Raw genomic sequence first — 18564 nt, 5'->3', positions numbered from 1 at the left:
CCAATGAGCCGTATTGGCGCACTGAAAAACCAGAAAAAGGGAAAACAGGTCGCCAATGAGCCGTATTTGCGCACAAAAAACCAGAAAAAGGGAAAAGAAGTCACCAATGAGCCGTATTGGCGCACTCAAAAACCAGAATAAGGGAAAAGAGGTCACCAATTGAGCTGTATTGGTGCTAAAAATACCTCTGAACTGGCATACACCAATGAGCGCTATAAAAAATGCCTTTTCACATAAATACACCTAGCATACGATCTCCGTTCTGATTAAGTTCCGTCTCAAGCAGGAGAAGGAAACGGCGAGTAGAAAGGTGGTTACCACTAGGAAGTTGCTACAATCATAAAGGGCTTGCGCTTTTCTTGTAGAACCAAAGAGTAGGATCATTATTTTTCCTTTAAATTATACTTTTTTAGTTTTCTATATAAAGTAGATCTTGCCATATTCAATGCTTTTGAAACGGCGGAAATATTCCAATCGGTTTGCGTTAACAGTTTTCTTAATTGTTCCTTTTCTGCTATTTCCATGGCAGAAAAACCAGACTGCTCTGGCTCAACAAGGGCATGTTGCTGTTGTAAATCTGCTAGATAATCCGGAAGATGATCTCTTTCAATTTCAGTTGAGTTGCTGAAGATTACAGCATGTTCCAAAGTATTTCTTAATTCCCTTATATTTCCAGGCCACGTATAGGTAAAAAAGAAATCTTTTGTTCCTTCTGATAGGGAAATGCGGAAAGGTTTATTGTATTTTTTTGCAAATAGATTTAAATAGTAATCACTTATGGGAAGGATATCTTCTTTCCTGTCCCGTAAGGAAGGAACAGTTAAGGAAATAACGTTAAGTCTGAAAAACAAGTCTTTTCTAAATTGCCCTTCCTCAATTAAGGTCTCCAGATTTTTGTTGGTTGCCGCAATTACTTTTACATCAATCTTAGTGATTTTGGAAGAACCTAATCTGGTAACCTCTTTTTCTTGAAGAACCCTTAGTAAGTGTACCTGCAAGTCTATGGGCATTTCTCCAATTTCATCTAAAAAAATCGTACCACCATTTGCTTCCTCAAATTTCCCTCTTTTTCCTTCTTTTTTTCCTCCAGTAAAGGTACCGCTTTCATAACCGAACAGCTCACTGCCGATGAGTTCCTTTTGGATTGCACCGCAATTAATGGCAATAAAGGGTTTATCCCTTCTAGTACTCTCTTCGTGAATGTATTTAGCGATAAGTTCTTTCCCCGTACCTGTTTCACCAGTTACTAATACAGGTGTGTCCACATTTGCAATCCGCTGGCATTTGGTCAAAATCGTTTTCATTTCCACGGACTGACCAATTAACTGTGGATTTTTTTTATTTGGAGTTCGCACGCTTGCCGACGCACCCGTTTTGTTTTTAAAAATAGCAATATACCCAATCTGTTTTTTATTGATGAGGATAGGGTTCACTTCTTTAAAGGAGTACCCTTCCACTATATTCATGCTTTTTGGGGATTGGAGAAGCTTCTTAATTTTCAGATGGTTATCAAATGTCATTTCCTTGTTCAAGTTCAAGGCAGTAAGTAACGCTTGTTCCCCATTAACAAGAACATATTCGTCACTTATGACGAAAATAGAATGATCCTTCCATTTTAAAGTATATTCACCATAGTATTCTTCCAGTTGATTGTATTTCTTTCGTAACATCAGCAAAAACTGTTGTTCAATCATCTGTGCAAGGGAGACAGCTAAGCCTAATGTGTGGGGTTGTGTGCTTGGCCAAAATCCAGTAAAGTCAATTGCGCCAATGACATTTTTGGAATAAGGATGAATAATCGGTGAGGATGAACACGTCATAGGATGGAAGCCTTCACAGAAGTGCTCGGCTGAAAAAACTTGAATCGGCTTTCTGGATACAATGCTTGTACCGATTGCATTGGTTCCTGCCGCACTCTCACTCCAATCCATTCCAGGCGAAAAATTCATTTTTTCTGTTTTCCTAATAATATGTGGTTCGCCTTTTAAATAAATGATTTTCCCATTTTCGTCATTCAAGGTAAGTACGTAACCGGTACCTATTAATTTATCATAAATATGATCGATAACCGGTTTGGCAGCACGATAGAGATCGGACTCTGAAAGGATATTTGCAAGTTCAACTGAGGTAAATGCAGTTTTGGCTTGTTTTTGTTCTGGATTAAGACCAACAGATTGACAGCGATTCCATGAATCTAGTATGTCACTCCGAACCAAAGTTAGCAGATTTTCACTTTTTGAAGAATAGGACATAAAGTTTTCCCATTTATGTTTTATGGATTTTGCTTTACTGTATAAATCCTGTGTAGAAGTAATCGAAAGAAAAGGATTTTTCAACTTTTTTAGCCTCCTCCATATGTATTCGGAACACTTTTTCCAAGACTCAGATCACTAAGAGGTTGGGATGCAGGATTTTGAGCAGCAAAACAATTTTGAAAATATTCCATCTATTCAAAATACTATCCTAATCTTTCCAAGATATCAATAGTTTGAACATTGTTTTAGAAAAAACATATGTAGCGCTACAACTGTTGCGAATCGCTACAATATCTCGTCAAGTAAATAGATTGGCACAAGGATCTACTAGTTTCATTTAAAGAAATTGTATGACAAGAAAAAAAGCCCGGAAATGAGGAGAAGACTGGTTCTCGCAAATGATATTTTGAGAAAAAAATATATATTTAGAATTTTGGCACGATAGTTGCAATATAAAGAATAACAGCAATAAAGGCGAATCATTTGTCCAGAAGCTGTTGGTAATAAGAATTAATTCAGTTGAAGGGAGAGAGTGTATTTGGCCAAATCTCAAATTCTTGCCATTGATGCTGGCGGAACAATGACAGACACGTTTATTATTGATGAAAATGGGGATTTTGTTGTAGGCAAGGCACAAACAACACCGCTAGATGAACATATTGGATTATTAAACTCTGCTAGAGATGCTTTGAGCCAATGGGATACGAAGATTGAAGAGGAATTTCCAAAGCTTTTAGCAGGTGTTTATTCAGGAACTGCAATGCTTAACCGACTCGTTTCACGGGTAGGGCGTCGTGTTGGATTAGTAGTAAATAAAGGAATGGAGGATAATCATCGAATGGGCCGCGGGCTTCAATCCTTCCTTGGCTATTCTTATTCTGACCGGATTCATATTAATACCCATCACTTCGATTCACCGCTTGTTCCAAGAAAATGGACAGTGGGCATAACAGAAAGAGTGGACCTTTTTGGAAGCGTTGTCATTCCTCTCTATGATCATGAAATTGAACCAGCCATTCAAAAATTGATTGATGAGGACGTAGAAGCGATTGTTATTAGCTTTCTTCACTCCTATAAGTATCCGGCGCATGAAAGAAAAGTTCGCGATATCGCCGAACAGATCATAAAAAAAGCGAATAAGGACATTAAAGTGTTTGCAACAGTAGATTATTATCCAGTCAGAAAAGAATCGCACCGTACAAATACGACAATTGTTGAGGCATATGCTGCGGAACCTTCACGCCAAACATTAGCAAATATTGATTCAGCCTTAAGAGAGGCAGGAACTGAATTTGACTTGCGGATAATGGCCAGTCATGGCGGAACAATTAGCATAAAAGCAAATGAATTGGCAAGAACCTGTGTTTCTGGGCCAATTGGCGGAATGGTTGGGGCCAAATATTTAGCGGAAAAACTCGGATTGAAAAATGTTGCTTGTTCCGACATAGGAGGAACTAGTTTTGATATCGGGTTGATAACTCAGGGAGAATTGGCGATTAACACTAGCCCAGATATGGCTCGCCTTGTGCTGTCATTGCCGCTTGTCTCTATGGATACTACAGGTGCAGGCACAGGCAGCTTCGTCCGGATTGATCCAAACTATGGAAATATTTCATTGGGACCTGACAGTGCAGGTTCGCGAGTGGGTGTTTGTTACCCAGGTGGGGGCCTTGATACTGTAACCGTTTCGGACTGTCATGTTGTGCTTGGTTTGATTAATCCGAATAATTTTATTGGCGGGATCATTAAACTTTCAAAAGAAAAAGCGTATGAAGCGGTTAAGAAGCAAGTAGCCGAACCGCTTGGCTTAAGCGTAGAGGATGCCGCGTTTGGAGTAATCCAACTATTAGAATCACAGCTTCGCAATTATCTGGAATCCATGATTCTAGGAAAAGGATATTCTCCTTCCCAATATGTCTGCTTCTCTTACGGCGGTGGAGGTCCGTTGCACACAGCAGGCTATACAAAGGGTCTTGGCTTTGAAGATGTACTTATTCCTGCATGGGCTGCCGGGTTCTCTGCATTTGGCTGTGGTGCTGCAGATTTCGAATATCGTTATGATAAAACATTAGACATTAATGTCGCTGAAAAAGCAGAATATTCAGATATTTTGATGGCAGGAAGGGAACTACAGACAGCATGGGATGAATTGAAGAAAAAGGTGGCAGAGGAATTTAAGAAAAATGATTATTCACCAGAAGATGTGGATTTCCGGCTGCTTTACCGCATGCAATATCAAGGTCAATTAAATGATTTGGAAATTGAGGCACCGATTTCGGCATTTCATTCCGTTGATGAGTGGGAAAGCCTTATTAAAACATTTGAAGAGAGCTATGCAAGGGTTTATGCAAAAGCTGCTCTATCACCGGAGCTTGGCTACTCGATTACAGGTGCGATTGTACGCGGAGTGGTTGATGTAGCGAAACCACAAATTCCGCAGGAGCCTTTATATGGGGAAGTACCACCTGCAGATGCTTTCCTAGGTGAACGAGAGATTTATTGGAATGGTGAGTTTCTTCAAGCGAATATTTATGAAATGGAAAAATTATTACCTGGAAATCGTATTCAGGCATTTTCCATTCTTGAATCAACAGCCACCACCTTGGTCGTTCCGCTTGGGTTTGAAGCTTATCTAGATGAAAATCGTATCTTCCATTTAAAGGAATTGTAGTAATATGTTTATTTTTAAAAAAATCTTAAGGGGGTACCAAATTTGACGAAATTAGTGACTGACGTTCAACAAAAGAAAAAGCCAATTGGCTGGGATGGAAAATCGCTAAAACAAATGCGAAAGGAAATGGATGAAATTAGTAAAGAAACTGGCTATTATGCCGGTTTAAGGTCGCTTCCCTTTAAGGAAACCGATCCCATTCGCTTCGAAAAAATCTATTCCAAACTTCGCGGTGGGGTTGTGCATGCAAGGGAGACGGCCAAAAAAGTAGCCGCTTCACCAATCGTTGAGCAGGAAGGGGAACTTTGCTTTAGTTTGTACTCTCCAGAGGCAGATTCCATTGTTACATCTACTGGGATTATCATCCATGTTGGAACGATGGGAGCTGCGATTAAATTTATGATCGAAAACGAATATGAGGATAACCCAGGAATAAATGACAGGGATATCTTCTGTAATAACGATAACCATGTAGGAAATGTCCATACATGTGATGTTCATACGCTTATTCCAATTTTTTGGGAAGGAGAAGTCATTGGCTGGGCTGGAGGTGTTACTCACGTAATTGACACAGGTGCATCTGCGCCAGGAAGTATGCCAATGGGTCCAGTTCAAAGATATGATGATGGATACCAAGTAACCTGTCGAAAAATCGGTCAAAACGATATCCTTTCCAAAGACTGGCTGCTTGAAAGTACGAGATCGGTACGTGCGGTCAAGTATTGGACACTCGATGAAAAAACTCGTATTGCGGGCTGCCACATGATCCGTGATCTTGTATTAGATGTCATCAAGGAAGAGGGTGTCGACGCTTATAAACAATTTATGCGTGAAATTATTGAGGATGGACGTCGAGGATTTGTGAATCAGGTAAAAACTATGTTGATTCCAGGAAAATATCGGCAAGCATCGTTTGTGGATGTGCCATTCAAAGATTTGGATCTTCCTTCCTTTGCTAAGCTTAACACGATCATTCATACTCCTTCAGAAATTACTGTTCATAAAGATGCAATGCTAGAAATTGATTTCGAAGGAGCAAACCGCTGGGGATGGCATCCATTTAATGCCACACCAGTATCGATTACAAGTGGGATCTGGGTCATGCTTTCACAAACGCTTGTCCCAAATGATCGTATCAATGACGGTGCTTATTATGCTAGTAAATTTGGCATTCCCTATGGATCGTGGTTTAACCCTGACGATATTCGTTCTGCCCATTCGAACACATGGCATGCGCTTGTGGCGGCATGGTCTCCACTTTGGCGCGGCTTAAGTCGTTCCTATTTTGGACGCGGTTATTTAGAAGAAGTAAATGCTGGAAATGCACATACTTCCAACTGGCTAATGGGCGGTGGATATGACCAATATGGACAATTATCTGCGATGAATAGTTTTGAAACTTCCGCTTGCGGTGTTGGTGCTAGTGCTGTTCAGGATGGAATCAACCATTCTGCCGCGCTATGGAATCCAGAGGGTGATATGGGAGACATGGAAATTTGGGAACTGCTTGAACCGCTTATCTTCTTAGGAAGACAAGTTTTACCAGGATCGGGTGGTGCCGGAAAATATCGCGGAGGAAATGGTTGGCAGTCACTCCGTTTAGGATGGGGGGCACAAGAATGGACAATGTTCCTCGCTGGTGCTGGGGTTATAGCAACAGACTGCGGTTTAATGGGCGGTTATCCGGCAGCTGCAGGTTATCGATTCCAGGCAAACAAGACAAACATCAAAGAACGGATTGCAAAAAGGCTGCCAATTCCATTAGGAGGAGATGTCGATCCAGATTACCCAACCTTTGAGGGAAATATGGAAGCTGAAGTGATCCATCGGGACAGACAGGCGGTGTCTACACAAGAAGAGTTTGTTGACTACGATGTGATTATGAACTATCTTCGCGGGGGCCCAGGATTTGGAGATCCGTTAGAAAGAAATCCAAAACTAGTTGAAAGCGATTTAAATGAAAAATATATCCTTCTTCGCTATGCAGAACAAGTTTATGGCTGTGTTTTTACCGAAGAAAAAGGCATATATACTGTTGATTTAAAAGCAACAGAAGAAAAACGGAAAGAAATTGGCAAAAGACGGATAGACCGCAGTGTGCCAACGAAAGAATGGATGGAAGGCGAAAGAACAAAAATTTTGAATAAAGATGCTGCCATTCAAGTGAGACATATGTATGCCCAAAGCTTTGCCTTAAGCGAAAAATTCACGGATGAATTCAAAAGCTTCTGGAACATTCCGGAAGAATGGATGATTTATGAGGAAGAGTTAGGGGTGCCAACACTAGGAGCACATATTAACCGCTTCAAACAAAAGAAATAACCATTCAAACAAAGAGGTGATAAGCGTGGCAAAATACGATAAAAAACGAATGAATGAGTTAATTGATGGGACATTAGAGTTCTATCAACTGAAGGAAATGATGTCCAGCCATAAAGATCCAGAACGGTTTGAAATTTATCGGGAAGTTTTACAGGAGCGTGTGAGCTGGGATGATCCAATTCTGCTTCCATATGGATTGCATCTATATATTGTGCAAAAATCAGATGGAGATCGGATCGTAAAATGCGACTGTGGACATGAATTCTGTAATTATAAAGAAAATTGGAAGCTGCATGCTAGAATCTTTGTTCGGGACACAGAGGAGAAAATGAATGAAATTTATCCTAAATTAATGTCTCCGGATCCCGAGTGGCAGGTAATCCGTGAATATTATTGTCCCAATTGCGCCGTCCAGCTAGAAGTGGAAGCAGTGCCACCATGGTATCCAATTATCCTGGATTTTGAACCTGATATTGACACATTCTATAAGGAATGGATAAAGAGACCAATGCCAACAAAAGCATAAAATGATGATAAGCGGCGATCCTTTTGGGTCGTCGTTTTTTAGAAAAAATAATCCTTACATACAAAGCGATGTGAAATCACACTCTATCTATTAAGAAGGATGTGATCAGATGTTTTCTGCCATTTTTTATGCACAAAAAGGTCCATTTCATGCTTTGGTTCCTGTTTTAGGCTCGATCTCAGTCAAGGAAGTATTGGCAGCCGAAGCAAACTATCATAAGTTATTAAGAGCATATTGGTACGAGAATAATTTTTTGACATTCAACTGGTGGTTCCTAGTTGCCCTTTCCATTATCCCTGCGATTATTTGGTGGATCATGATAGAGAAAACGAAGCTGATTGAAAATACAGCATTTGGACTTTTTTATGGCGTTACAGCCATCCTCCTAGATTCAATCGGCAGTAATGCGATGGTATGGACATACCAAGTCAGACTTTCACCATATTTAAATCCTCAAATATACCCTTATGATGTGGGAGTTGTCATTATCCCTTTCATGCTTGTATATCAAAAATTCGGCTGCTCATTTAAGAAGTTTCTCATCGCATCAGGACTGTTATCTGTCTTCCTAGCATTTATCGCAGAGCCTTTTATGGTTTTTATTGGAATATATAAAGAATTTACATGGAAGCATATCTATTCCTTCCCGATTTACTGGTCATTAGGATTGATGTGCTGGGCAATCATCAAAAAATTCAAATCTTATGCCAAATAACCACGTCAGCTTCAGGTTATTTGGCATATTGTGAATGTTAGAAGACTAAACGCCAACTTATAGAGAATTTTCCCCTTATCTAAAAAAACTACTCCTTAACACATAAGCTACGCATAACAGATAGCTGAAGAGTTTTCCATGTTAAATAAAAGATTAACAGCACTAATCCAATTGTCTGTACGTTAAAAATCCATTTATAGTAAATATGTCCTGTTTCATTATACATAAGTATCGTAGCTATAGTCACAGCAGCTGTCGGAAATAAAAACGCCCACCAGGATAGAAAAAACGGTAATTTCAAAAATTGTTTAAATTGAAAAATCAATAGCAGTCCAATAAAAAAGGCGATACCGTATAGAATGTATGCAAATGCATCTACTTGCCCTCCTAGCTTTATATAAGACAATAAACCTATTGAAGGAGGCGCCAATAAAATAAAGAAAGTGGGTAATAATTTCGTTGATATGGACGGATGAAAGAAAACTCGATAAATAAAAATAGTGAAATAAATAATACTAAACAGTACACCGATACTATAATACATCCACAAAATATCAGAGCTTACATGATTAACCCCGATAATTGGAACAACCATATTCCCGACAATTGGGATAAACCAGGATGGATTAAAATGATCAAGTTGAAACGATGTTTGATTCATTAACTTTGTTAAAACAACTAAGGTATAACTAAGCTGCAGAACAGCCCCTATTCCCCAAAGAGCAAAAGATAGACTCTCACTAATATCGTAATAAGGGATCGCTAAAAGTAATAGACTAATCGTTATAGCAGCGAAAAAATTGATTTTAACAGGATGATTAAAATCATTATTTACTTCTTCAGGGTAGCGTGCTAAACGATAAAGTAAAATGCTAATATTCAACAAAAATAAAAAAGAAGCAATTACTAGAAAAATAAAAGATAGAGTATGGCTTCTTGCATATACCACTTCGATTTGTTTAATCACAATCGTAAAACCTGAAAAGCCCATTACACTAGCAAATAAGGATATCGGAAAATATTGAATCCCGCGTTCATGTTCCATTGTATTGTTCCCCCAAATACTGTAAGTCATAGGTCACCTTGTTATTAACCTTTATTATTGACATATGCTATTAACCATTATATTCTTTAAGTGACATATGTCAATAATAAATCCTTGTGATATTTTTTATCTGGCTAAAGAAAGAAAAGAATGAAAAAAGGTGAAGATAATGGAAGTGGAAGTGGAGAACAAGATCTTTAAAATCGAGGAATGGATTAAAGCAAGTGGTTACAAGTGCACAGCCCCAAGGGATACGCTTATTCGACTATTTGTAGAAACGAAAAGGCATCTCCGACCAGAAGAAATATATATGCTGACGAAAGCCCAAGGTGTTAGCCTTCCTACAGTATATAGAAATATTGATTTATTAAAGAGGATTGGTGTCATTAAAGAAATTGTTATACAAAAAGAACGGTATTATGAACTCAATATGTTTAGTCGTAAAAAGCTTCATATTCATTTTAGTTGTAATCAATGTGGGCAAATTAAAGAATATTTAGATAGTAAAATTTTCAGGGATATGATTGAACAGAGAGATTATATTGAAGAGGTCTTTCATGATGATATTGAAGACGTTACGATTGTGATGAACGGAATATGTGATTTATGTAAGGAGCGGAATCATAGCGATAATTAAATTCATTTATTGTCCCCCAGATTACTCTCAATGATAAGCTGGGGGACTTTTTATCCACAAGGATTTGAACAATATCAACGGCGCTTTTAAGTAATTATTGAACTTCTCCATTTTCCACTTTTGGAGTATCACTTTCACATCTTCGTCTCCGGCAGCATCCATCCTGAAGACAGGGCTTCTCAAAGCTATCACAAAGCTTGTAGTTCCCGCCCTCAATGTGAAGTGTTTTTCCATTGACTAATGATTCAGAGAGTTTTTTTCTTGCTGCATTGTAAATTCCTTGAACAGTAGTACGCGCAATACTCATTTGAGCAGCACATTCTTCCTGAGTAAATCCTTCTAAGTCAATGAGGCGTATCGTTTCGTATTCCTCAATTGTCATCGTTATTATACAATCTTGCTTTGATCGGGCATCCATCGGGCCAAATCTGTTACTTTTTGGCATGCGACAGACTCTCCTCCATTTTATCGGTCTTGGCATTGCTTTTATCCTCCAAGGCTTAAAATTATTTTTACGATTTAAAATCGGTTATTGTGCTACCTACTTATATTATCATAAATTGTTCTATGGAAATCGAATGATATATAGTCAGAAGTCCCACTTTATCCCTAATTTGAGGGAGAATGATTCTGTAAATATAGTTTTACATTAGATGTTGCCGGACCATCAGCACCAACGATCACTTTTATGCCTTTTTCATTAAAAATATTTATTGCACCTTCCCCGATACCTCCTGAAATAATGACATTTACCCCCAATTCATTCAAGAATTTTGGTAAAAATCCAGGTCGATGTCTAGGATTTGGGATGGAGTTACTGGTAATAATTTGATTATTCTCTGTTTCATAAATGATAAAGCTCTCACAATGACCTAAATGCTTTGTAACCATCTCTCGTTCACTTGCTACTGCAATTTTCATGTTCATTCCTCCAATTGGTATGTGGAAATTTTTGTTTTATTACGGACTTCTTTTCTTATTTATCGACCTATATCACTTACTTCTAATTATACATTATTTTAGACATATGTCATTTATGAAAAAATCAACATATTTTTGATACATACATATAATCATGTTAATCCTTAAAAGAATAAGAAAGCTGCTCCATATGGAGCAGCTTTTTGTATTCTTCTCAAAAATTATGATCAGTAATGGAGAGGCATGGGACGTAAATATATATGAATCGAGCTAGGCATCAAACTGTCATTTTGGGCTTTTTTTAAACTATTGTACATTGCTTTTCCGCCGGTATAGTTAGCGGAATGAATGGTTATTCTGTTTGCGTATAGTTGGTTGCTAATCATTAAATTCACAAGCATTAAGCCGTTCCTAATGTGGCTGGTCAGGTCATGGTCCAAGGAAAGATGGTCAATATCGTAATTTTTAAGAAGATACAGACATTCATCAATTGTCTCAGCTAAAATATATCCTGCCGGCGGTTGGCGATAGTCATCCATAAATACACTTATTTTCTCCATTTCTAGCACTCCTTTCTGAAGTGGGGTAGCTAAGAAAAACGGAAAGCATAAACGTTCTTTCTCTTTTAAGCCTAACACATCTCCAATCGTAAATGGTCTTTTTTTACTTGGGAATTTATGCTAATAACTTTAAAGTGGTTGAATTTTTTATTTTTTAAAGGAATTTCTCTTTCAAATAGAGAAAGTATAACTGACTAAAGTGTATGAAGGAGGAGCCGAATTGGAAGAGAAGGTATTCAAAGCAATCCAGGATGACTATCCTGATGATTTTGCTTGGTGTTATGGCTGCGGAAGAAAGAATGAACATGGTTATCATTTCCGAACAGGTTGGCAAGGCGAAAAAACAATCACCCTTTTTAAACCTAAAAAAGAATATACGGCATTACCAGGTTTCGTTTATGGTGGAGTAATCGGTTCGTTTGTGGATTGCCATGGTACCGGTTCGGCCGCCCTCTACCTGCATCGCAAAAACGGGAACGAACCAGGGGATGGGGTAGAAGCACCTAGATTTGTAACTGCCTCGCTTCATGTTGATTTTCTGAAGCCAACACCTAATGGGATCGAATTGAAGGCAATTGGAACCGTGTACGAAATCCATCCTAAAAAATATCGTGTGGAAACAGAAGTATATGCTGGAGAAACATTATGTGCTAAAGGGGAAGTTGTGGCAGTTGTCATGCCAGCTACCTTTTTAGAAAAATAACGCGTGGAAATAGACCCTGATGTCTCACAGGGTCTTAATATTTGTTTATTTTATGGGTTCAAGCATATTCGTCGGCAGATAACCCTCTAAGCCTGAATTCACCATTTTCACCTTTGTTCTTCTGAGATCTCTTTCGATGATTTTCGCTTCACTACCTTGCTTGATTTCTTTGACATCTTGATCTTTCATGATATTGTCCACTCCATCAGCATCATTCAATTCAATCAATTCATAAAGCTCGTCATACGAATCTTGAGAAAGTGCCAGCAAGGAATCCTTTTGGACCGTAGCCGTATCTCCAGCTTGAAGAGTGTTATCCTTCACTGCTTGTTCGCTTTCGTTGTACGTATCCTTCATGTTTTGAATGATCTCTGGAGACTTTTGCTTTACTTGATCAACGACATCCTTCGTTTTTGTCTCCGTTGTGTTCGCAGCATTTTCGGTTTCCTCTTCCATTTGATTTGCACCTTGTTTTGCCTCTTCGTTGCTACATCCAGCGACAAGCATTATTGCCAATCCAACTGGCAGCAGCCACTTATTAATTGACACGGCCATAAGCTCCATCCTCCTAATTCCACTTCTACCATTATTGAATACCACTTAGTGAATAAGTTAAAACAAATAATGGACTTAAAAGATCTACAACAACTTTGACCCTTTATCACGAAAACGGAAGAATTAGTATGCATGATTTACGGTCAGCATGGAAAAAATGGTATTTGGGAATTAGAGGATTTGAAAAGGCAAAATAAGTAGGACTATTTATTTTTTAGAAAAAGTAAGTTTCACATTTGTTCATTTGGTTAAAAATATAAGGGGAAAATTTATTTCATAAAAAATTATCAGTAAATCCTATAACCTGGTAATGATCGATAATCCTTGAGGTAGCAGCCTTTTTTTACAAAAAAAGATTGGAAACATGACATTTGTCATGTGTGATATATGACACCTGCTACTGCACAAAACCATTTCCCTTATATATACTTAGAGAAATTAAGAAAAACGGAAAGGGGAATTATTGAACACTATGACAACTCACAACGCAAAAGAACTTAGAAAACAGGTTGCCCCTTATGAAAATTCGAACACAAAAACGAGCATCCTCCAAATCGTCAACACAGTTATTCCATTTTTGGCGTTATGGTATTTCGCCTATCAAAGTCTAACAATTTCTTATGGATTGACTCTCTTGCTTGCTGCAGCTGCAGCTGGTTTCATGGTTAGAATTTTCATCATCTTCCATGATTGCACGCACCATTCTTTTTTCAAGAATCGTACCGCAAACAAAGTGGTAGGTACCATCGCCGGAGTCGTAACCTTGTTCCCTTATAGCCAGTGGGGTCACGAGCATGCTGTCCACCATGCAACGAGCAGCAATCTAGACAAACGTGGAACAGGCGACATTTGGGTTTTAACAGTTGATGAATATTTGGCTGCACCAGCCTGGCAGAAGCTTGCCTACAGACTGTACCGGAATCCATTCGTGATGTTTGTATTGGGTCCAATTTACGTTGTTTTGCTTAAAAACCGTTTTAACCGCAAAGGTGCCAGAAAGAAGGAGCGCCTTAACACTTATTTAACGAATATATTGATTTTTGGAATCTCAGGGCTCCTAATTTGGACCATCGGCTGGAAAGCATTTTTAATGGTGGAAGGACCAGTTTTCTTTATTGCGGGAATGCTTGGCATCTGGCTATTCTATGTCCAACATACTTTTGAAGATGCTTATTTTGAAGGCGATAAAGACTGGGAGTATGTAAAAGCTGCGGTAGAAGGCAGCTCTTATTACAAGCTTCCGAAACTACTGCAGTGGATTACTGGGAATATCGGATACCACCACGTTCATCACTTAAGCCCGAGAGTTCCAAACTATAAGCTGGAAGAGGCTCATAATAATACAAAGCCTTTGCAAAATGTACCGACCATCACTCTTTCAACTAGCCTAACTTCCTTGCGCTTCCGTCTTTGGGATGAAAAACAGAAGCAATTCATAAGCTTCAGTGAAATGAAAGCATTCCATCAGAACAAGAAGCTGAAGGCTATGACAAAACCGGAGCTTTAATAGTTGCTCCCCTTATTCTGGATGGATGATCACATCTGGAATCAGGGGAGTAATTTTTTGTATTGATCCCGATTTCCATTATAATAGAATAGAATCAGCAATTATAAAGCAGAGGTTTTTTATATGTTAACTAGGTTTATTCATTCTCTTAAAAGTACAGGGATTTCCCCATATATCTGGACGATTCTCGGTATTTTGCCTTTTTACTTTATTTGGCAGATGCCAACGATGGCGGGGAAAGTGGCAGGGGTCATTCTGACACTGCTATTTTTCCTCGTGTACTGGTTCGCTTTTGTCTCAAAAGGATGGTCAGTCTACCTATGGACTTGTATTCTGATCGCAATCTCTATTGCTTCTACCAGTCTTTTCAGCTATGTTTACTTTGCTTTTTTTATTGTCTATTTTATTGGCAATATAAAAGACCGTATTCCTTTTTTAGTTTTATACTTTATTCACCTAGTAGGGACTTCGATTATCATCAATTTTGAAATCGTTCTCCAGGAAGAATTTTTCATAAAACAGCTTCCCATCATCGTGATTGTGTGGATCAGTGTCATATTGCTTCCATTTAGCATTCATAACAAAAATGAACGTGGGGAGCTCGAAGAAAAGCTGGAGGACGCCAATAAGCGAATTTCGGAACTGGTAAAGCTGGAAGAACGACAAAGAATCGCCAGGGATTTGCATGATACGCTTGGCCAAAAATTATCACTGATCGGATTGAAAAGTGACTTGGCTCGCAAGTTGATCAATAAAGATGCCGAGTTGGCAAAAGAAGAATTAAAGGATGTTCAGCAAACAGCAAGGACAGCTTTAAATGAAGTGAGGAAAATGGTGGCGGAAATGAGAGGTATCCGTGTCCGTGACGAGCTGACTCATATCAAACAGATCTTAAAAGCCGCTGAGATCACGTTTATCGGAAAGGAAGAAGATTTTCAAATCAACAACGTGTCTTTGCTTTCAGAAAATATCCTCAGCATGTGCCTTAAAGAAGCCGTAACAAATGTGGTTAAACATAGTTCAGCAACAGAATGCAGTGTTTCCATCCAGCAAACAGAAAATGAGCTTTCAGCTGAAGTATGCGATAATGGGGAAGGAAAGATTACCGAAGATGATATTTACAAAGGAAGCGGACTTCAAGGCATGAGGGAACGGCTTGAATTCGTGAATGGTACATTGGATATCGATTCAAATAACGGAACTATTCTTAAAATCAGTATACCAAAAATAGTAAAACAAACCAATACGGAGGACCAGCCATGATACGTATTGTCATTGCCGAGGACCAGCGTATGCTTTTAGGGGCATTAGGGTCGCTGTTGAGCCTAGAGGATGATATGGAGGTTGTCGGAAAAGCGAGCAACGGAAAAGAAGCAGTCCTACTTGCAAAAGAGATAAAGCCAGATGTTTGTGTGATGGACATTGAAATGCCGGGAAAAACAGGCCTGGAAGCGGCAGAAGAATTGAAAGGCCAAGGCTGCAAGATCATTATTTTAACCACATTTGCACGTTCCGGGTATTTTCAGCGAGCGTTGAAAGCTGGTGTAAGCGGGTATTTATTGAAGGATAGCCCATCAGAGGAACTGGCGAGCACCATCCGAAGTGTGATGGAAGGAAGGCGTGTGTTTGCCCCCGAACTTATGGACGATGTTTACAGCGAGGAGAACCCGTTGACAGAACGTGAGATGGAGGTTCTTGAGCTTGTTGCTGATGGGAAAAATACGAAGGAAATTGCCGGTCAGCTCAGCATCACTACAGGTACAGTCAGAAATTACATTTCAACGATCCTTGACAAGCTCCAGGTAACAAACAGAATCGAAGCGATTACTCAGTCAAAGGAAAAGGGCTGGTTTAAGTAATAAGAAGAGCTTGCATGCAGCTCTTCTTATTTATAAAAGACTTTATCAATATTATACTTGGCTTTCAACACGTTGATAGCATAGGTTTCATAGATTTCTCTGTCAACCGGATCTACCACAGAAATCACCGCAATTTTGTTCACTTCATGACGATGGTTTTTAATGGGAGAAACATTGTCCTCGAAGTGCTTTTTAACGCGAGGTCTCAACTTACGAGCTTTTCCGACGAACATCAATTCATCGTCAGCGTCGAAAAACATGATGATGCCGCCTTTATCCCTTGGAATTCGGTGGTAGTCAGTAAAACCATATTCACTGCTGATCGCAGCTTCGACTTTTTCTCCTACCTGATTGCTTCTTGTGATGACCACGTCTGGTGTTGGCAGTTCAATTTTAATCACTTATAATCACTTCCTATTCTTCAATTAGTAAATCGTACCACAGGCATTATCTAAAATCCAGATATTATTATTTTACCCAATAGACAGCTAGACCACATTAGCTCAGTAAAAAAAATTAAGTAGAACATCTTCTTGATATTTTCAACCATAATCAGCAATAATGAGAAGGATCGCTGGAAAAAATCCAGCCGAGTAAAGAAAGCAGGGATCGGGATTGAATCATTTTAAATCATTAGGTATTTCAGACTATATTGCAGAAACGTTAAACCGGAATGGAATAACGGAGCCAACGTCTATTCAGGAAAAAGCAATCCCATTATTGCTTGATGGCAAGGACGTGATTGCCCAATCTCAGACAGGTACCGGTAAAACTTTCGCTTTTGTGCTGCCAATTATAGAAAAAATCGATAGGTATAATCCAAATATACAGGCATTGATTGTTACACCTACAAGAGAACTTGCTTTACAGATTACCAATGAAATCAAGAAGCTTACGGAAGGATTGGAGGGAATCAATGTTCTTGCTGTATATGGCGGACAGGATGTCGAGTCTCAACTGAAAAAACTCAAGAAAAACATCCATATTGTCATTGGTACGCCAGGTAGATTGCTTGACCACATCCGCAGGGAGACGATTGATTTTTCCAAAGCAGCGTTTCTTGTATTAGATGAAGCGGATCAAATGCTTCATATTGGTTTCTTGGATGAGGTGGAAACAATCATTCAGCAAACACCAAAAACAAGACAAACCTTGCTATTTTCAGCGACAATGCCAGATGAGATTAAAAAACTGGCTAAACAGCATATGTTCAAACCTGAATACATTCAGGTAGAGAAAACGCAGGCTCCGCTAGCAAACATTAAACAAATGGCTATTCGTTCAACCGATCGGTCCAAACAAGGTGATTTGATGGAAGCTCTCGGATCGTATCAGCCATTTTTGGCAGTGATTTTTTGCCGGACAAAAAGAAGGGTAAGCAAGCTGAACGACGCATTAAAAGCAAATCATTTCAATTGTGATGAGCTGCACGGAGACATGTCACAAGCGAAAAGGGAGCAGGTCATGAAGAAGTTCCGTGAAGCAAAAATTCAGTATCTTGTTGCTACGGATGTTGCTGCGAGGGGACTCGATGTGGAAGGAGTCACCCATGTTTTTAATTATGACATTCCGCTTGATACAGAAAGCTATATTCACCGGATTGGCCGGACAGGAAGAGCCGGCAATGACGGACTTGCGTTAACCTTTTATACAGCCAAGGATCAATCATTGCTTGAACAGATTGAATCGGAACTCAACGTAAAGATCGAAAAGAAAAATAGTGAAAATGGTGGCAAGAGAGATCTATTAGAAGGAAATAAAGCTCCGAAACCTCCTAAAGCTGGCAACTTTAGCAGGAAGAATTCCAGCTTCAGCCGTGGGAATGACCAAAAACTGGAAAGGCCCCATCGTGGTGACAAAATGGTTGAAAAAAAATTCGCCGGCAGTTCCAGAAACCGCCGAAATAGATAAAAGGGAAAATAGACCGCCTTTACGCGGTCTATTTTCCTTTTAGCTTAATGTTGTTTATTAGGAAGTTTATTACTTGGATTTTCTTTTCCTTGGCTCTTTCTATTTTGTTCATCTTTCCGCTGCTTATCATGCAGTTTTTCAACAAATTCATGCGTGTTCTCCATTTCTGTACCTCCTTCTGCAACAGACTAGTCGTTACTTTTTCCATTACGGAGCGGGTTCATTCATTTGCTTGTTCATCTTTTTCATAAAAAGTCGGGGCTGACCAAGGCGCTTGCGCTTTTCTTTCAAAGATAAGAAAGTATAAAATTTCCCTGAGAATTGTCTAGCTCCAGCGCCTAGCCCCTCGAGTCGCTTCGGTCCGCCCAATGAAGTCA

General features: G+C 39.2%; 18 protein-coding genes. 10 read left to right on the top strand and 8 right to left on the bottom strand.

Going from position 1 to position 18564, the window contains the following annotated elements:
* Nucleotides 1-383 precede the first annotated feature (383 nt).
* Nucleotides 384-2336, bottom strand: coding sequence for a sigma-54-dependent Fis family transcriptional regulator (locus UB32_RS07295; RefSeq protein WP_044392453.1), 1953 nt, complete (start codon nucleotides 2334-2336; stop codon nucleotides 384-386).
* A gap of 457 nt (nucleotides 2337-2793) precedes the next feature.
* On the opposite strand from UB32_RS07295, the gene UB32_RS07290 reads away from it, so the two are divergent.
* The 4 genes from UB32_RS07290 to UB32_RS07275 all read left to right on the top strand — a co-directional run bounded on the left by UB32_RS07290 (nucleotide 2794) and on the right by UB32_RS07275 (nucleotide 8489).
* A complete protein-coding gene (locus UB32_RS07290; RefSeq protein WP_084221757.1) occupies nucleotides 2794-4926 on the top strand; it encodes a hydantoinase/oxoprolinase family protein in 2133 nt (710 codons plus the stop codon).
* Between the two features lie 42 nt (nucleotides 4927-4968).
* Nucleotides 4969-7248: a hydantoinase B/oxoprolinase family protein gene (locus UB32_RS07285; RefSeq protein ID WP_241768447.1), complete on the top strand. Its 2280-nt coding sequence runs from the start codon at nucleotides 4969-4971 to the stop codon at nucleotides 7246-7248.
* A 25-nt stretch (nucleotides 7249-7273) separates the two neighbouring features.
* Nucleotides 7274-7774 carry an acetone carboxylase subunit gamma gene (locus UB32_RS07280; protein WP_128721508.1) on the top strand — a complete coding sequence of 167 codons (501 nt, stop codon included), beginning with the start codon at nucleotides 7274-7276 and terminating at the stop codon, nucleotides 7772-7774.
* Nucleotides 7775-7883: 109 nt separating this feature from the next.
* Nucleotides 7884-8489, top strand: a complete 606-nt coding sequence (locus UB32_RS07275) for a CBO0543 family protein (RefSeq protein ID WP_044392451.1) — start codon at nucleotides 7884-7886, stop codon at nucleotides 8487-8489.
* Nucleotides 8490-8577: 88 nt separating this feature from the next.
* On the opposite strand, the gene UB32_RS07270 is transcribed toward UB32_RS07275, so the two are convergent.
* On the bottom strand, nucleotides 8578-9534 hold the full coding sequence (locus tag UB32_RS07270) for an SLAC1 anion channel family protein (protein ID WP_044392450.1): 957 nt from the start codon (nucleotides 9532-9534) through the stop codon (nucleotides 8578-8580).
* A gap of 169 nt (nucleotides 9535-9703) precedes the next feature.
* On the opposite strand from UB32_RS07270, the gene UB32_RS07265 reads away from it, so the two are divergent.
* On the top strand, nucleotides 9704-10171 hold the full coding sequence (locus UB32_RS07265; protein WP_044392448.1) for a Fur family transcriptional regulator: 468 nt from the start codon (nucleotides 9704-9706) through the stop codon (nucleotides 10169-10171).
* A gap of 94 nt (nucleotides 10172-10265) precedes the next feature.
* On the opposite strand, the gene UB32_RS07260 is transcribed toward UB32_RS07265, so the two are convergent.
* The 3 genes from UB32_RS07260 to UB32_RS07250 form a co-directional block, all read right to left on the bottom strand.
* Nucleotides 10266-10652 carry a DUF134 domain-containing protein gene (locus tag UB32_RS07260; protein WP_044392446.1) on the bottom strand — a complete coding sequence of 129 codons (387 nt, stop codon included), beginning with the start codon at nucleotides 10650-10652 and terminating at the stop codon, nucleotides 10266-10268.
* A 128-nt stretch (nucleotides 10653-10780) separates the two neighbouring features.
* Nucleotides 10781-11092: a NifB/NifX family molybdenum-iron cluster-binding protein gene (locus UB32_RS07255; protein WP_044392445.1), complete on the bottom strand. Its 312-nt coding sequence runs from the start codon at nucleotides 11090-11092 to the stop codon at nucleotides 10781-10783.
* Nucleotides 11093-11319: 227 nt separating this feature from the next.
* Nucleotides 11320-11652, bottom strand: a complete 333-nt coding sequence (locus tag UB32_RS07250) for a cyclic-phosphate processing receiver domain-containing protein (RefSeq protein WP_044392444.1) — start codon at nucleotides 11650-11652, stop codon at nucleotides 11320-11322.
* Between the two features lie 220 nt (nucleotides 11653-11872).
* Between UB32_RS07250 and UB32_RS07245 the strand changes: the two genes are divergently transcribed.
* Nucleotides 11873-12355, top strand: coding sequence for a PaaI family thioesterase (locus UB32_RS07245; RefSeq protein WP_044392443.1), 483 nt, complete (start codon nucleotides 11873-11875; stop codon nucleotides 12353-12355).
* A gap of 45 nt (nucleotides 12356-12400) precedes the next feature.
* Here UB32_RS07245 and UB32_RS07240 read toward each other — a convergent pair whose 3' ends face one another.
* On the bottom strand, nucleotides 12401-12910 hold the full coding sequence (locus UB32_RS07240) for a hypothetical protein (RefSeq protein ID WP_044392441.1): 510 nt from the start codon (nucleotides 12908-12910) through the stop codon (nucleotides 12401-12403).
* 472 nt (nucleotides 12911-13382) lie between these two features.
* Here UB32_RS07240 and UB32_RS07235 point away from each other — a divergent pair, with 472 nt between their 5' ends.
* The 3 genes from UB32_RS07235 to UB32_RS07225 all read left to right on the top strand — a co-directional run bounded on the left by UB32_RS07235 (nucleotide 13383) and on the right by UB32_RS07225 (nucleotide 16276).
* Nucleotides 13383-14417, top strand: a complete 1035-nt coding sequence (locus UB32_RS07235; RefSeq protein ID WP_044392439.1) for a fatty acid desaturase — start codon at nucleotides 13383-13385, stop codon at nucleotides 14415-14417.
* A gap of 123 nt (nucleotides 14418-14540) precedes the next feature.
* Nucleotides 14541-15680 (top strand): sensor histidine kinase, encoded by a 1140-nt coding sequence (locus UB32_RS07230; protein WP_044392437.1) that lies wholly within the window; start codon nucleotides 14541-14543, stop codon nucleotides 15678-15680.
* Entirely contained in the window at nucleotides 15677-16276 is a 600-nt protein-coding gene (locus UB32_RS07225) for a response regulator transcription factor (protein WP_044392435.1), read from the top strand. Before UB32_RS07230 ends, UB32_RS07225 begins: the two co-directional genes overlap by 4 nt.
* A 26-nt stretch (nucleotides 16277-16302) precedes the next feature.
* Here the strand turns inward: UB32_RS07225 and UB32_RS07220 are convergent, their stop codons facing one another.
* A complete protein-coding gene (locus UB32_RS07220; protein WP_044392433.1) occupies nucleotides 16303-16677 on the bottom strand; it encodes a nucleotide excision repair endonuclease in 375 nt (124 codons plus the stop codon).
* Between the two features lie 214 nt (nucleotides 16678-16891).
* Between UB32_RS07220 and UB32_RS07215 the strand changes: the two genes are divergently transcribed.
* The gene (locus tag UB32_RS07215) at nucleotides 16892-18187 is read left to right on the top strand and encodes a DEAD/DEAH box helicase (RefSeq protein WP_044392431.1); all 1296 of its coding nucleotides are present in this window, start codon (nucleotides 16892-16894) and stop codon (nucleotides 18185-18187) included.
* Nucleotides 18188-18231: 44 nt separating this feature from the next.
* Here UB32_RS07215 and UB32_RS18970 read toward each other — a convergent pair whose 3' ends face one another.
* Nucleotides 18232-18351, bottom strand: a complete 120-nt coding sequence (locus UB32_RS18970; protein WP_052806983.1) for a DUF4023 domain-containing protein — start codon at nucleotides 18349-18351, stop codon at nucleotides 18232-18234.
* Nucleotides 18352-18564 lie beyond the last annotated feature (213 nt).

The sequence above is a fragment of the Mesobacillus subterraneus genome (assembly GCF_000934845.1).
Taxonomy (GTDB): Bacteria; Bacillota; Bacilli; order Bacillales; family Cytobacillaceae; genus Mesobacillus; species Mesobacillus stamsii.
Note: the sequence above shows the minus strand (reverse complement) of the source record. Positions and strands in the feature narration are given on the sequence as shown.

Excerpts from the sequence above, each read along its gene's own strand:
- UB32_RS07260 (WP_044392446.1), bottom strand. The coding sequence starts at position 10,652 with ATGCCAAGACCGATAAAATGGAGGAGAGTCTGTCGCATGCCAAAAAGT.
- UB32_RS18970 (WP_052806983.1), bottom strand. The coding sequence starts at position 18,351 with ATGGAGAACACGCATGAATTTGTTGAAAAACTGCATGATAAGCAGCGG.
- UB32_RS07270 (WP_044392450.1), bottom strand. The coding sequence starts at position 9,534 with ATGGAACATGAACGCGGGATTCAATATTTTCCGATATCCTTATTTGCT.
- UB32_RS07235 (WP_044392439.1), top strand. The coding sequence starts at position 13,383 with ATGACAACTCACAACGCAAAAGAACTTAGAAAACAGGTTGCCCCTTAT.
- UB32_RS07255 (WP_044392445.1), bottom strand. The coding sequence starts at position 11,092 with ATGAAAATTGCAGTAGCAAGTGAACGAGAGATGGTTACAAAGCATTTA.
- UB32_RS07230 (WP_044392437.1), top strand. The coding sequence starts at position 14,541 with ATGTTAACTAGGTTTATTCATTCTCTTAAAAGTACAGGGATTTCCCCA.
- UB32_RS07240 (WP_044392441.1), bottom strand. The coding sequence starts at position 12,910 with ATGGCCGTGTCAATTAATAAGTGGCTGCTGCCAGTTGGATTGGCAATA.
- UB32_RS07265 (WP_044392448.1), top strand. The coding sequence starts at position 9,704 with ATGGAAGTGGAAGTGGAGAACAAGATCTTTAAAATCGAGGAATGGATT.
- UB32_RS07250 (WP_044392444.1), bottom strand. The coding sequence starts at position 11,652 with ATGGAGAAAATAAGTGTATTTATGGATGACTATCGCCAACCGCCGGCA.
- UB32_RS07225 (WP_044392435.1), top strand. The coding sequence starts at position 15,677 with ATGATACGTATTGTCATTGCCGAGGACCAGCGTATGCTTTTAGGGGCA.
- UB32_RS07275 (WP_044392451.1), top strand. The coding sequence starts at position 7,884 with ATGTTTTCTGCCATTTTTTATGCACAAAAAGGTCCATTTCATGCTTTG.